12 protein-coding genes and 1 pseudogene are annotated in these 12876 nt (G+C 60.7%); 7 read left to right on the top strand and 6 right to left on the bottom strand.

What is annotated here, in order from left to right; translation table 11 throughout:
• The first annotated feature begins 12 nt into the window (after positions 1-12).
• Positions 13-474, top strand: a complete 462-nt coding sequence (gene derI / locus CRO48_RS04895; protein ID WP_097136883.1) for a D-erythrulose-4-phosphate isomerase — start codon at positions 13-15, stop codon at positions 472-474.
• A 72-nt stretch (positions 475-546) separates the two neighbouring features.
• Here the strand turns inward: derI and CRO48_RS04890 are convergent, their stop codons facing one another.
• Together CRO48_RS04890 and CRO48_RS04885 are read right to left on the bottom strand one after the other, a co-directional pair.
• Positions 547-2199 (bottom strand): OFA family MFS transporter, encoded by a 1653-nt coding sequence (locus CRO48_RS04890; protein ID WP_097136882.1) that lies wholly within the window; start codon positions 2197-2199, stop codon positions 547-549.
• A 238-nt stretch (positions 2200-2437) separates the two neighbouring features.
• Positions 2438-2941, bottom strand: coding sequence for a sensor histidine kinase (locus CRO48_RS04885; protein ID WP_097137470.1), 504 nt, complete (start codon positions 2939-2941; stop codon positions 2438-2440).
• Between the two features lie 1013 nt (positions 2942-3954).
• On the opposite strand from CRO48_RS04885, the gene CRO48_RS04875 reads away from it, so the two are divergent.
• The 3 genes and pseudogenes from CRO48_RS04875 (at position 3955) to CRO48_RS04865 (ending at position 5749) form a co-directional block, all read left to right on the top strand.
• On the top strand, positions 3955-4215 hold the full coding sequence (locus tag CRO48_RS04875; RefSeq protein ID WP_097137468.1) for a metal-sensing transcriptional repressor: 261 nt from the start codon (positions 3955-3957) through the stop codon (positions 4213-4215).
• Positions 4215-4691: pseudogene (locus CRO48_RS32065) on the top strand (MFS transporter); the annotation flags it as partial. The gene CRO48_RS04875 and the pseudogene CRO48_RS32065, both read left to right, overlap by 1 nt.
• Positions 4692-5128: 437 nt before the next feature.
• Complete coding sequence (locus CRO48_RS04865) at positions 5129-5749, top strand: RNA polymerase sigma factor (protein WP_172977939.1); 621 nt, start codon at positions 5129-5131, stop codon at positions 5747-5749.
• Positions 5750-5987: 238 nt separating this feature from the next.
• Here the strand turns inward: CRO48_RS04865 and CRO48_RS04860 are convergent, their stop codons facing one another.
• Positions 5988-6752: a Crp/Fnr family transcriptional regulator gene (locus CRO48_RS04860; RefSeq protein WP_097136877.1), complete on the bottom strand. Its 765-nt coding sequence runs from the start codon at positions 6750-6752 to the stop codon at positions 5988-5990.
• 1573 nt (positions 6753-8325) lie between these two features.
• Between CRO48_RS04860 and CRO48_RS04850 the strand changes: the two genes are divergently transcribed.
• The 3 genes from CRO48_RS04850 to CRO48_RS04840 all read left to right on the top strand — a co-directional run bounded on the left by CRO48_RS04850 (position 8326) and on the right by CRO48_RS04840 (position 10688).
• The gene (locus CRO48_RS04850) at positions 8326-8598 is read left to right on the top strand and encodes a DUF2933 domain-containing protein (protein WP_077546201.1); all 273 of its coding nucleotides are present in this window, start codon (positions 8326-8328) and stop codon (positions 8596-8598) included.
• Between the two features lie 21 nt (positions 8599-8619).
• Positions 8620-9276, top strand: a complete 657-nt coding sequence (locus tag CRO48_RS04845) for a methyltransferase family protein (protein ID WP_097136873.1) — start codon at positions 8620-8622, stop codon at positions 9274-9276.
• Positions 9277-9413: 137 nt separating this feature from the next.
• The gene (locus CRO48_RS04840) at positions 9414-10688 is read left to right on the top strand and encodes an SAM-dependent methyltransferase (protein ID WP_097136871.1); all 1275 of its coding nucleotides are present in this window, start codon (positions 9414-9416) and stop codon (positions 10686-10688) included.
• A 75-nt stretch (positions 10689-10763) separates the two neighbouring features.
• On the opposite strand, the gene CRO48_RS04835 is transcribed toward CRO48_RS04840, so the two are convergent.
• The 3 genes from CRO48_RS04835 to copM form a co-directional block, all read right to left on the bottom strand.
• Complete coding sequence (locus tag CRO48_RS04835) at positions 10764-11441, bottom strand: NrsF family protein (protein WP_077546198.1); 678 nt, start codon at positions 11439-11441, stop codon at positions 10764-10766.
• A gap of 202 nt (positions 11442-11643) precedes the next feature.
• Positions 11644-12111: a hypothetical protein gene (locus CRO48_RS04830; protein WP_245423431.1), complete on the bottom strand. Its 468-nt coding sequence runs from the start codon at positions 12109-12111 to the stop codon at positions 11644-11646.
• A gap of 77 nt (positions 12112-12188) precedes the next feature.
• Positions 12189-12635, bottom strand: a complete 447-nt coding sequence (gene copM / locus CRO48_RS04825; protein WP_245423430.1) for a CopM family metallochaperone — start codon at positions 12633-12635, stop codon at positions 12189-12191.
• Positions 12636-12876: the final 241 nt, after the last annotated feature.

The following is a 12876-nucleotide window of genomic DNA, read 5'->3' as shown; positions in this document are numbered from 1 at the left end:
AGGAGATCTCTCATGAAACTCGCTATTGCCGGTGACAGCGCGGGCGAAGGCCTCGCAAAGGTACTCGCCGACTACCTCAAGGACCGCCACGAGGTGCACGAAGTCTCGCGCACCGACGCCGGCCCGGACGCCTTCTACGCCAGCCTCTCCGACCGTGTCGGCTCCGCCGTCATCGCCGGCGAATACGACCGCGCCATCCTCGTCTGCGGCACCGGCATCGGCGTCTGCATCGCCGCCAACAAGGTGCCGGGCATTCGCGCCGCGCTGACGCACGACACCTATTCGGCCGAGCGCGCCGCACTTTCCAACAACGCCCAGATCATCACCATGGGATCGCGGGTAATCGGCCCGGAACTGGCCAAGGCCATTGCCGACGCCTACCTCGCGCAGACCTTCGACGAAAACGGCCGTTCGGCCGGTAACGTCAAGGCGATCAACGAGGTGGATGCCAAGTACAACGCTGCAGCAAAGTAATCAGCTCTCGCAGCGACGCAAAGAGCCCCGGCCGATGGCCGGGGCTGCCGAAATGCCTTCGTCTCGATCGCGTCAGAACAACGCGGCCGTCTTCTGCAGCGTGATCCACACGCCCCAGAGGATCGGAATGCCGACGACGGCCCAGGCGAGTACGGCCTGACCGTCAAGCCCGCCCTTGCCGATGCCGAAGGATCCCGTGGGGCCTGCCTGCGCGGCCGCGGACTTCGCCTGAAGGGCGGCGACTTCTTCCGGTTTGATGTACCATTTTTCCGAGAGCGGCCGCACCAGCGCGTTGGCGACAAGGCCGAGCGCCAGCATGCCGGCGAGGATGTACATGGTGAAGTCGTACACCTGGTCGCGCGGAATGCCGGCGGAAATCTGGAACTCCCGGATGTAGTTGACAACGACCGGGCCGATGATCCCCGCCGTCGCCCAGGCCGTCAGCAGCCTGCCGTGGATGGCGCCCACGAACTGCGTGCCGAAGATGTCGGCCAGATAGGCCGGAATTGTTGCAAAGCCCCCACCGTACATCGACAGGATGATGCAGAAAATGCCGACGAACAGAACCTGGCTGCCCAGGTGTGCCGCCGTCGGGGCCAGCGCATAGAGCGCGATGCCGAGAATGAAGAAGGTGTAATAGGTGTTCTTGCGGCCGAGCCTGTCGGAAAGCGATGCCCAGAAGAACCGTCCACCGATGTTGAAGAGCGAGAGCAGGCCGGCAAAACCCGCCGCAATCGCCGCGATCGCGGCCTTCTGGTCCGCGTTGAGCTCGGTGAAGGTCAATTCGGGCTGTCCGATGAGACGGCCGCCGAAGATTTCCTGCAGCATTGGCGACGCCATGCCGATCACCCCGATGCCTGCCGAAACGTTGAGGCAGAGCACCGCCCAGATCAACCAGAACTGCTTGGTCTTGTGGGCGTCGCGCAGGTGGACATGGTGGGCAGTAATCATCGCCGACTTTGTGTTCGAGGGCGGCGTCCAGCCCTCGGGACGCCAGCCGGCCGGCGGAATGCGGTAGCCGAAGGCACCGCCCATCATGAAGACGAAATAGATCGCCGCCATCACGAGGAAGGTCTGCCACACGCCGACGGAATCCGGCCCCTTGAAGGCGTTCATCAACATGTCGGCGAGCGGGGCGCCGATCATCGCGCCCCCGCCGAAGCCCATGATCGCCATGCCGGTCGCCATGCCGCGGCGGTCCGGGAACCATTTGATCAGTGTCGAAACCGGCGAGATGTAACCGAGGCCGAGACCAACGCCGCCGATGACGCCGGCGCCGAGCCACATCAGCCAGAGCTGATGACTGAGGACGCCCAGTGCCGCGACCGCGATGCCGCCGCACCAACAGACGGCCGAGACAACGCCGGCCTTGCGGGGGCCGGCCCGCTCCAGCCAGCCGCCCCATATGGCGGCGGACGATCCGAGCAGCACGAAGAACAACGTATAGATCCAGCCAAGGTCCGAGACCCGCCAGTTACAGTTCGTGGTAAACAGCGCGGATACGAGCGACATGTCTGCGCAGCTTGCGGCCTGATCGGCTCCGAGCGCGTTGGAAAGGGGCAGCCAGAACACGCTGAAGCCGTAGGCCATGCCGATGCACAGATGGATGGCGAGCGCTGCCGGTGGCACCAGCCAACGGTTGAACCCGGGCTTTGCGATGATGCGCTCCCGGTCGAGGATGCCGCCGGATTGGGAACCGGCATAGGTCTCGGTTGATGCGGTCATTGGGTCTCCTCCGCCGCGCACCCTCTCGGATGCGAAGATTCACGATATGAGAGGCGGGCGGGATCGCCCTCAGGCACCCGCACCGCTTGCATCCTCCGTGCACGCGGCAGGCACCGCCCCCGCCAACGGCTTTGCAAGGTGCGTGCCAGGAAGAAATCAGCATGCAATCAAGGGGTTCGGCGAAAGCCCAGGGGTAACGCAGACATTTTGTCCGCATCGGGAGGGACAAAATGTCCGGTCAGGCTGCTTCCGGCAGCCAGATGGTGAAGCTTGCCCCGCTGCCGGGCGAGCTTGTCGCGGAGATCGCACCGCCCTGTCGCGTCACCAGGGTCTGGCTGATCGACAGGCCGAGGCCCGTCCCCTCCTGACGCTTGGTCGTGAAGAACGGGTCGAAGGCCTTCGCCACCACGTCAGCCGCCATGCCAACGCCCGTATCGCTGACGACGATCTCGACCCCGGTCCGCCCGCTGCGTTCGCCGTCCCGCGTTACAATCGTCAACCTGCCGCCGTCGGGCATGGCATGGATGGCGTTGACCACGAGATTGACGACGACCTGCTGGAGTTCGGTGCGGACGAAGCCGGTTGCAGCAGGCTCCGCTCGGACGGTGGCGGCGAACGGAATAGCAAGCACCAGGGCGGATGCCGTCGCGAAGGCCAGCATGGCCGCACGTCTGCGAATCGCGGTTGCTGTCAGGACTGCCGCGGTGATGGAAATCGAACGGGTCGAGTGGGTCTTTAGCATGGTATTCAGCTCCTCGGCTCGCAGCCTTGCCGGCTCGTCGAGCACATCTTGAGGTGAGTTTGGAAAGATTGGCCCGGCGTGCGGATGCCGAAGACTTCCTCGCGTGCCGCTGCCTACCGATTCGGCAAGGTCCGTGCATGGCCCCTTCTGGCTCGCCGGCTGCCGACGATTAGAGGCTATGTCACGTCGGCGTCACGCAGAACGGCTCGTCTCCTCGGCCGTATCGTTGGGCGGCCTGGGACGCGCACGGTCGGAAGACTACGGCATTGTGCCGGTCCTCGGTTCGGCTGGAGCACACGGACTGAACAGGCCGAAGGTGCTCAGATGATCAAGGTGGATCGCGGAGGTCGCTTCTGACGACGCAACTCCGCGGATGAGGGCACCGGCGATGCAGCCGGCGAGACGGTTTCGCCGTTCAACATGCGCCAGCTCCAGGCCGTGTTTAGCGGAGCGCAGAGGAAGCACCCGAGGCCCGACAGGCAGTGACCGCTGTCGCACGGGTGCTCGAAGCCGCGTTGGGTATCGTTGTCGCAGGGCATGCGCACGAGGAGGTCGGCACAATCCGCAGCTTGAGTCATGAGCGCCGGGATGCCGTCCGTTGAAGCAGCACGCGCTTGATGCCCGCCATCTGTGAGAAACGCCGTAAGCCCGAACGCGATGGCGAGGAAAAGGATAAACCCGCGCCGCAAGGAGGTCGCCCACCCGTGCGACCCTCTGAACGCCTTGACCATTGTCACGCCGGCGGCCACCTCGGCTCATCCTTCGGTTTACTTGAACATCGAAACTGGGGCAAACCTAGCGCAGATCCAGCGTGACGAATTTGCGCTGCATCAAACAAGGGGGTCTTAAATGCTAGCGATGCTGCTCGCTGAGGCGGTCGGGCGCGCCAATCCCGATGATTGCGTGGAAGGCTGCGGGAATATCTATTGAGCAGACGGTAAGTATATTGCCGGGTCTGCTTCATCGAGAAGATGGTCGATTATGTCCAACGGAGTGTGAGGGCTAGGTGTCTTATGGCGAAATGCGGCGCCTTATCGTCTACGGCGGATAGGATTGCTGGTAGGGGTTCGACTTCAAACCTTCATGAAACACACCCACACATTGTAAAGCGCCTGAAGCGTGCTCGAGGTCACCGTGGCAGCGTAATCGAAATGATCGAAGAAGCAAAACGATGCCTCGATCATTTCGATCATTGCCTTGAGGAAACAGTCGGGTCCCTTCCGCGCCAAAAAAGCGGTTCGGTTGATGTGTTCAAGGAAGCGAAATATCTCTGATCTTCGCGATCCTCAAGAACCGGACCTATCGCCATCTCTTTCTTGCCCAAGGGATCGAGCTGGCCGGGGCCCACGCCGGCGCGGTGCCGGGCGGACGCGCTCGCCATCAAGATGATCGCCTATGTGGCCGTCGCGCCCATCGCATCGGCTTTCGCCGAGCGCGTGCCGCAGCGAGCCATGTTGGTGGCGCTCGATCTCGTGCGCGCTTCCGTGTCTGTGTTGCTGCCCCTCGTTACCGAAATCTGGCAGGTCTATGTGCGAATCCTCGTCCTGCAGTCGGCCTCGGCCGCCTTCACGCCGACCTTCCAGGCGACGATCTCCAACATATTGCTGGAAGAAAAGGAGTATACGCGCGCGCTGTCGCTATCCCGGCGGCCTACGATCTGGAAAGCATCGTCAGCCCGATGCTGGCGGCAGCACTTCTCGCCTTCATCTCCTTCCACAATCTGTTTGCCGGCACGGTGATCGGCCTCCTTATCATCCCTTGATGGAGCGCCTCACGGCGAACCTGACAATGTTGTCGGGTTGTCGGACCCCGCTCGCTCTGCAGTCACTCCGCTCTTCGTCTCGGCTGCCTAGCGAGCAGCGATCATAAAGTAATCTGTTGGCATGTGGCCACCAAGCTGCGTCGTACGGGTCAGAGAGTAACGGGTCGGCTTGTGGCACGATAATGCACGGCTCTTGGATCGCAGCTCCTGCATGAGGCCGCGAGACCGTGCGATAGAACAGAGCCCCACCTGATCGGCATTGTCGGATCGCATCGCTGGCGTGCTTATCCTGTTCGTAGTGGGGCCATGACACTTGATTAGAGTTAAAGACTTATCAGCCGCGCCTGTCCAACATCAGGCGAATTTTGGGAGCTGCCCCGTGCAGGAGGAAAATGCGGAGGATGACCGAAGCTGGAGGCAAGAGAATGGATACGCAACGTTCCGGTAAGTCTGACGATGCCGCGAAACCTCTTGATGCTGCCGTCCAGCGGGCGCTTGTCGAGGCGAGAGAGGAAATGCTGGTCTTCCTCCAGCGCCGCCTGAGGAATCGCGACGATGCGGAGGAGGTGTTGCAGCGCTTCTCCCTTCGGGCGCTGGAGCGCGCATCTCAACTCAGAGATATCCGCACCGTTCGGGGCTGGCTGGGCCGCATCCTCGCCACCACCCTTGTTGACCATCAGCGGAACTTGAGCAGGCGACGGCGTCGGGAAACCGCTGTCGACGACGCCGAGATCGAGAGTGAACCTGTTGACGCCGAGCTCGATGCAGCGGTCTGCAATTGTCTGTATCGTCTGCTTCCAACCTTGAAACCCGAGTATTCGGACATCGTCTGGCGGGCTGATATCCTGGGCGAGCCTCGCGACAGATTGGCAGCAAGCCTTGGCACCTCGCTCAACAATGTCGCGGTGCGACTCCACCGCGGGCGGCAAGCGCTACGCAAGCGTTTGGAAGAGATGTGCCGCACCTGTCCGATCCATGGTTTTCTCGACTGTCATTGCGAGAAAGCCGAGAAGATCCGCAAAGCTCACGAAGATGTATCTCGCTGAGGATACTCGACTGGCTCGATTTCAGAATCGCGCCGTTGCTGGATACGCATTTGCACGGCTGCCGAACCTGGCCTGATAGGCGAGCGGCGGAAACTCGATCAGAGCCTCGGTTCGCACTTCGGTTGGAATTTCATCCGGGAGTCCATCGATGAAAGCCACCGCGACGGACAAGACAGCCTGCGGCCGGCGAGCGCCCCTGCAATGAGTATATGCTGCGCCAAATCCCTTTGACGAAGCGCTACCCCCAGGGTCGTCGTTCAAGCCAGGCCATCGCGATTTCCGGATCGACGCCGGATACTTCGATGAGGCGATCCGGATCGATTATTCGCAGACGCCGGTAGTGGAACTGGACGATTCCTTCCTTGCGCAGCGCGCTGAGAACACGGTTCACGTGAACGAAGGTCAAGCCGGTGGCGTCGCCGATTTGCTCCTGGGTAAGCGGCAGCACCATTTCCTCGCTGCGATGTCCTGGCCATTGTGCACGGTAACGTGTGAACAATTCAAGGAGCAGATGAGCGACCCGTTCGCGCGCTGAACGCCGACCTATGCTGGTGAGATGATCGAAAGCCAGATTGCAGTCGTGTGCAAGTGAGCGCGCCAGGCGCATGGTAATGTCGGGGTCTGCACGCGAATGCGACGTCAGGACAGAGGTCGGAATGACCGATACCACGACGTCGGTCAGGGCTTGAGCACCGACGGTTGCGGGCGCGCTCCTCGATGAACGGACACCCAGAACCGCGCCCGGCAGGGCGAATTGGACAATCTGCCGTCTGCCGTCCTCCAGCAATGTGTAGATGGCTACCCATCCGTCGAGAAGGTTGAAGATGGCCTTTCCGTCGAATCCTATGCTGAACAGATCCCGGCCGGCTTCGACGCGTCGGTCGCCATTGCGGTAGTTGGGAATCAGTCTGTGTGCGTCGACTGGCAAGGCAACGGTGTGCGCCTCACTGTCATTGTCCTGTTTGTGACGTCCTCGTCGTTTGGTCACCTCGTCGGCCTGCATGGCCGTCTTGTGGAGGGACACGGTAATGGGGAAATTTGGTAAGGGTGGTACATTCCGTGCGTTCTCAGCGGTTTCCCAATGGTCGCAACGGAGCGACCGGGATGTCTCTCCTGATAAAGACGCTTGATGCCAGCTCACATTACACCTCCCGGGCTCCTGGCCCGTTGCGGCGGCCGCGCTTGCGCAGCCAATCAATAGATCATTGATGGACCGAGCCTTCGGCGCGATAAGCGCGAAGCGATCGGCAAGGCACATTATGGTCGTGTTGCCGTTCACGCCGGTCTGACGGGCGTGGCTGACGATCGACCTGAATGGCCTTAGATGAGCTGATATCGGGGGATAGGCGGATCGCGGCCGAGGATGATCGAGCGCAAGCAATCCTGGCGCGAAACCCAAGTGCGCGAAGACGTGGGTAGGAAGCGCGAGAAACCCTGGGACTGTGCTGATAGGGATACAACACAGGGTGCGCATATGGCGCTGCAACAACCTGAACCCGAGACGCAATCGTCGTCGTCCGCCATGGCGACCTTTAGCAATGAGGTAGCCTGATGTCTCTCCGAAACGCTCGGTGTCGATTGACCGACGTGCGCCATCGATGGTCCGGCTTGTGCGAGGACAGCGATCACACTAACAATCAGCAGTGCCAGATACCGAAGCATAAAATCGAATTCTCGGCGGTTCACAGGTCGCGCACCCTCGCTCCGCATGCACCTGGACTGGTTCTCTGCACACGAGACGAGAAAGCTACCTTTGCATCTCACTACATTGTTTGCCAGACCGGTTTGATCCAGATCAACACGCCAACTGGAATCCGTCGCTATAGCGTGCCTCGTTATCCCTACCGCGAATACGTGACGGGCTGGCCGCCCATGCTACCCGCCATGCTTGATCGAGATTAAAGAGCGAGCGGCAAAATGATGCTCCTCTCATCGTCACAGAATCCTCCCGCGGGATGGAAATGTCATCGATAGCCTCTGTACCGGCAGATCGAAAACGCATCATCGGCGTGCTCATCGTGCGCACGCGCAGAAGAACCATGCTCAGCCCCTTCTTCGCGAAATCCGAGGGACTGCTGCTGATCGACCCCGCCACTGGCGCGCGTGATTTTCGGCGGAACCCGCAACGCACCACCGCGGCCACCTACGACCTCATCGTCGGAAGCGGAGCTACTCATCTCGTATGCGGCTTTATCGCGGACTCAGAGCGGAATCGCCTTCGAATGCAGGGTATTGATGTTCGGATCGGATCATGCGCTCGCTCGATCGGTACGTTGGTCCGCGGGTTCGAAGACTTGCCTCCAGCTTAATTTGAGTTTCAGCCTGGCATATTGGGGGTGAATTCTGCGCGAGGGCGGCAAGCCAATGGCTAGAACGAAGAGCAACCGACTGGCTTTCGGAAACGAGGCATCGCCTGGTTCGCCGGGAAGCAATCTGAAACTTAACTCACATCAAAGATTCCAGACATCTGTCGCAGCATCATCCGGGGTAAGAAGAGCACCTTCCTGCGGACTGGCCTTAACATTCGACCGGCATCGCGGAGCCATCGGCGTGTTCAAACTGTCGGATGAAGCACCATGGAAACAAACCGAGACCAATTGCATAAAGACGAGAACCCGGGGCGGCGTTTCAGCGCGGCCAACATCGCCCTTTACGGCTTCCTCGCAATCGCGGGATTTTATCTCCTCACGGAACACCGCGCGCACTTGCTCGGCTGGCTGCCCTGGCTGCTGATCCTTGCCTGCCCCCTCCTGCATGTCTTCATGCACGGCAAGCATGGCGGACATAGTGGGCATGGCGGCGGCGGCGACCGCTCGTCCGCGCGACAGCAGTCGCCGCATCAGCACTGAAATTCCATCTAGGAGCGCGCCATGCAAGACGACATTCCCGCGTACGGCCTGTGGTCCCTCGTCATCCTCAACTCGATCGTCTTCATCTTCTTCGCGTTCAGCTTCTTCAAGCCATCAACGCCGCGAGACTGGCGATCCTTCGGCGCCTTCAGTGCTTTCATCGTGGCGCTGTTCACGGAGATGTACGGTTTTCCCCTGACGATCTACCTGCTCTCCGGCTGGTTGCAGTCCCGCTATCCCGGCGTCGACTGGTTCTCCCATGACGCAGGTCACCTGCTCGAGGAGCTGTTCGGCTGGCGCGCCAATCCCCATTTCGGTCCGTTCCACCTGCTGAGTTTCGTCTTCATCGGCGGCGGCTTTGTCCTCATCTCGGCCGGGTGGAAGATGCTCTACGAAGCGCAACGCAAGCGCGCGCTCGCCACCTCGGGGGTGTATTCCTGGGTTCGGCATCCACAATATGTCGGCTTCGTTCTGGTCATGTTCGGCTTCCTGCTGCAGTGGCCAACCCTGCTCACGCTCGCGATGTTCCCCATTCTGGTCTTCATGTATTGGCGCCTTTCCAAACACGAAGAACGCGAGTCGCTCGCCGAATTCGGCGACGCCTATGCGCGCTATATGCGGGAAGTGCCGGCATTCATTCCCCGCCTGTCGGCGCGACGCGCCAAAGCGAGCGGGTGATCAAGATGGCGGGCGACTGTTCGTCTTTCATCGATCATGGCTTTTCCCGCTCACCCTTTTCAACCCACGTTAAAGTCTGCGGCGGGATCGCACGCTTTCTAGTCGGGATATACCAACGTTGACTAGAAAGCCCCGTCATGGATGCCCTTGTTTTCAAAACCCTTCGTCGCTTTGTCAAAACCGGAACTCTCACGATAACAACCGCCAACGGGGTCACCAGGAGCTTCGGTGACGGGGCCGGTCCGGCGGTGGCAGTGCGGTTCAGAACTGCCGCGGCGCAGCGTCGGGTTCTGCTCGATCCCGAGTTGCGGCTTGGCGAAGCCTTCGTCGACGGCGACCTTATCATCGAACAGGGCGCCATCACGGAGTTGCTCGAGCTGCTTCTGTCCCAGGAGCAGAACGACGCGGCGCCGATCACGACAAAGATACTCTCCCGCTTGCGTTTTGCTCTCCGGCGGCGGGTGCAGAAAAACGGCCGTCAGAAATCCAGGCGAAACGTTGCTCATCACTACGATCTCAGCAGCAAGCTCTACAAACTCTTCCTCGATGAGGACATGCAGTACAGCTGCGCCTATTTCGAAAGAGCAGACATGTCTTTGGATGAGGCGCAGCAGGCCAAGAAGCGCCACATTGCCGCGAAGCTCCTGCCTGGTCGTCATGCGCGCGTGCTCGACATCGGCTGCGGCTGGGGCGGTCTGGCGCTCTACCTGGCTGAGGCTTTCGACGCCCATGTCACCGGGATCACGCTTTCGAGCGAACAACTCGAATTTGCCAGGGGGCGGGCAGCGGCGGCTTCAGATCCGGCGCGTCTGGAATTCCGATCGCAGGACTACAGGGACGTGAACGAACGTTTCGACCGAATCGTGTCAGTGGGTATGTTCGAACATGTCGGCGTCAATCACTACGATGAGTTCTTCCGAAAATGCCGCGATCTGCTCGATGATGAAGGCATTTTCGTGCTGCACTCGATCGGCCGCTCCGATCCGCCGGGTTTCACCAACCCGTGGATCGCCAGATACATTTTCCCGGGCGGATACATACCGGCTCTTTCCGAGGTCCTGCCGGCGATCGAGCGGGCGGGGCTCGTGGTCACCGATGTCGAGATCCTGCGCCTTCACTATGCCGAAACGCTCAGACATTGGCGCGAGCGATTTCTCGCCCGCCGCACTGAGGCGGTCGATCTCTTCGATGAGCGCTTTGCGCGCTTGTGGGAGTATTATCTCGGCGTCTCGGAACTCGCTTTCCGCTATCAGGGGATGATGGTGTTCCAGATCCAGATCGCCAGGCGACAGGACGCCGTCCCGCTGACGCGGGGTTATATCGAGCGGGAAGAGCGTCGCTTGCAGGCGGTCAGTACCACACAGCCGGAATGTGAGTCGGCACAGGAACACTCATGCGTGGCGGTCGGCTGAAAAGCCATTGCCTCGCCGTAAACGGCTGCTTGTGCCCCCTTGATCCAGTTCATCTTTTGTCGCGCGCTTCGCTGATCATAACGCGAGCCAGTCACACACAATGCGAGGAATACGCCGATTGAGCAAAAAGGCCGCTGTCATGGAGAAGATTGCGATCGCGCCGAAATGCCAAAGCAGGACCATCGCGCCGGTGTCCAGGCCATGAAACAGATTGAGCATGGTTGCAGGCAGGGAAAAGGCTGACAGAGCGGCGACCGTGATGGTCGGCCCCCTCCACAGGATCAGGCCGATCCCGCCGAGGCCAAGCATCGCGAAGAAGATCGGAATTCCGACGATCCCGATAACGAGCGGGCATTGTGGACTCGTCTCGAAGGCGAAAGCACGCCAACCCTCCCGGGAGACGTCGAGGGCGATGCTGGTAAATTCCGACACGAGCCAGAGCCCCAGGACGATCAGGGGCAGGAGGAGCCAGGACCGGGATAGCGGTGAGATGCGCACGATCAAAAGCGCCAGCACACCGGTGATAAAGATCATCGCCGAGGTCGCAACTGAGGTGACAAACATACCGTCCGCCAATCGAGTGGCGAGATCGGCACGAAGCGGCCGCGCCAAGAGGAGCGCCGGCACCACGATCGCAAGGATGACGACCACCCAGAGCCGGCGGGTCCGGATTCGGCTTTCAACGTGTCGCGGCCTGATATCCGCCGCAAGCCTGTCGATCAGATCTTCCGTTCGTAGTCGCCGCCGCGTCATCGTCAGTTTCCACTGAAAGCCGCGCCCATCGCCGGCTGATACTCCAGGGCGGGTGGTTCAGATGAAGGGCCGCCGCACGAGGGTTCGATGTGTCATTCGCAGGAGAACGGCAAATTGTTACCTTTGCCACACTTTCCGATCCGAATTCGAACAGATTGAAATGGGCGTTGCTGCAGCAAAGGCCTGACGCCTGTTTGTCGCTTTATTGGACGTGATCACTGGAGAATGTCACCGAGATCGGCCGCGAACGTCCCGGAACAGTGATCTCGACGGCGATGGCGTAGCGATCGTTTCCCGAGAGAGTGACAAAACCACCGTAGGTGATCGTGTTCTCGATTTTCATCGGCTCGAGCTGGATGGTTTGCTGGCCAACGTGACCCAGGCCGCTGATGGTTGCGGACACGCTCGCGTTCTGCACGCGTGCGCCTGTCTGGTCGTCGAAAACGGCGACGACGAGGTGTTGCTGATGCGGCGCGGTTCCAGGCCCGCCGTGCATTGTGCTTTCCGGGTGACCGCTCGGATGACCCCGGACGACAGGAGCCGGGACGATGCCAAGGTAAACGGCAAGGCCGCCGGCTTTCTGATAGCCATCGTTTGCCATTGCGGTGCCGATCGCGAGCATCATTGCGATCAGCACACCAGAGCTACGCAGCCATGCCCTTACCGCCATGTGATCTACTCCGACAGCGAACTTCCGTGAGGCTCCGCGACCCTTGCGGGGTTTGATGCCCGTGGTCAGTTCCGCATCTATTCGCCGCGCTGCCGCAGCCACTGACGCATATCATCGATTTCGGTCTGCTGCGCCGTGATAGTCTGCTGCGCCCAGGCTCTGGTCTGCTGGTCGGACCCAAGCTCGAGAACGGCCCGGGCCATATCGATGGCGGCCTGATGATGCGGGATCATCCCTTTGACGAATGCGACATCCGGATCCGTCGACTGCATCGCTTCCATCATCGGTGCGTGCATGCCCATCATGGCGCGCATGTAGGCCTGCGAGGCTTGCGGCAGCGATGCCAGGCAGGCCGACATGTGGTCGCCCATCATGACGTCCATCATCTCCATCATCGGCGCGCATTGTTGCGGCACGCTCAGGGTTGCTGAGGGAGGCTGTTCGCCCCCCGATCGGTTGTCATGGTGCGCATCATTCTGGGCGAATGCCACTGCCGGTGCGAACACCAGCACAAGTGCCAGCATCGTTCTCGTCTTGCACTGCATGTCGAGCCTCCTTGCTGCTGCGATCGGCCGCGCATCTGCATTCCATGCATATGTGTCGACCGGATCCGTTGTGCCGCTGCCGTGTAGATCCACGATTGCGTCCAATCGATATGTGGCTCAGCATAGGCCGATGTGCGGCAGGCGAACTTAACTTCGATCAAGGAATGGTGGGCGCTTCGACCAGAAGATCACCGATATGGTCTTCGAGCGACCGCGTTTG

The organism is Rhizobium subbaraonis (assembly GCF_900220975.1).
Lineage (GTDB): Bacteria > Pseudomonadota > Alphaproteobacteria > Rhizobiales > Rhizobiaceae > Mycoplana > Mycoplana subbaraonis.
Note: the sequence above shows the minus strand (reverse complement) of the source record. Positions and strands in the feature narration are given on the sequence as shown.

What these genes read in the sequence shown, in the direction of transcription:
- CRO48_RS04830 (WP_245423431.1), bottom strand. Translation starts at nt 12,111, where the DNA reads ATGGCGGTAAGGGCATGGCTGCGTAGCTCTGGTGTGCTGATCGCAATG.
- CRO48_RS04865 (WP_172977939.1), top strand. Translation starts at nt 5,129, where the DNA reads ATGGATACGCAACGTTCCGGTAAGTCTGACGATGCCGCGAAACCTCTT.
- CRO48_RS04840 (WP_097136871.1), top strand. Translation starts at nt 9,414, where the DNA reads ATGGATGCCCTTGTTTTCAAAACCCTTCGTCGCTTTGTCAAAACCGGA.
- CRO48_RS04860 (WP_097136877.1), bottom strand. Translation starts at nt 6,752, where the DNA reads ATGCAGGCCGACGAGGTGACCAAACGACGAGGACGTCACAAACAGGAC.
- derI (WP_097136883.1), top strand. Translation starts at nt 13, where the DNA reads ATGAAACTCGCTATTGCCGGTGACAGCGCGGGCGAAGGCCTCGCAAAG.
- CRO48_RS04875 (WP_097137468.1), top strand. Translation starts at nt 3,955, where the DNA reads ATGGCGAAATGCGGCGCCTTATCGTCTACGGCGGATAGGATTGCTGGT.
- CRO48_RS04885 (WP_097137470.1), bottom strand. Translation starts at nt 2,941, where the DNA reads ATGCTAAAGACCCACTCGACCCGTTCGATTTCCATCACCGCGGCAGTC.
- CRO48_RS04835 (WP_077546198.1), bottom strand. Translation starts at nt 11,441, where the DNA reads ATGACGCGGCGGCGACTACGAACGGAAGATCTGATCGACAGGCTTGCG.
- CRO48_RS04890 (WP_097136882.1), bottom strand. Translation starts at nt 2,199, where the DNA reads ATGACCGCATCAACCGAGACCTATGCCGGTTCCCAATCCGGCGGCATC.
- CRO48_RS04850 (WP_077546201.1), top strand. Translation starts at nt 8,326, where the DNA reads ATGGAAACAAACCGAGACCAATTGCATAAAGACGAGAACCCGGGGCGG.
- copM (WP_245423430.1), bottom strand. Translation starts at nt 12,635, where the DNA reads ATGCTGGCACTTGTGCTGGTGTTCGCACCGGCAGTGGCATTCGCCCAG.
- CRO48_RS04845 (WP_097136873.1), top strand. Translation starts at nt 8,620, where the DNA reads ATGCAAGACGACATTCCCGCGTACGGCCTGTGGTCCCTCGTCATCCTC.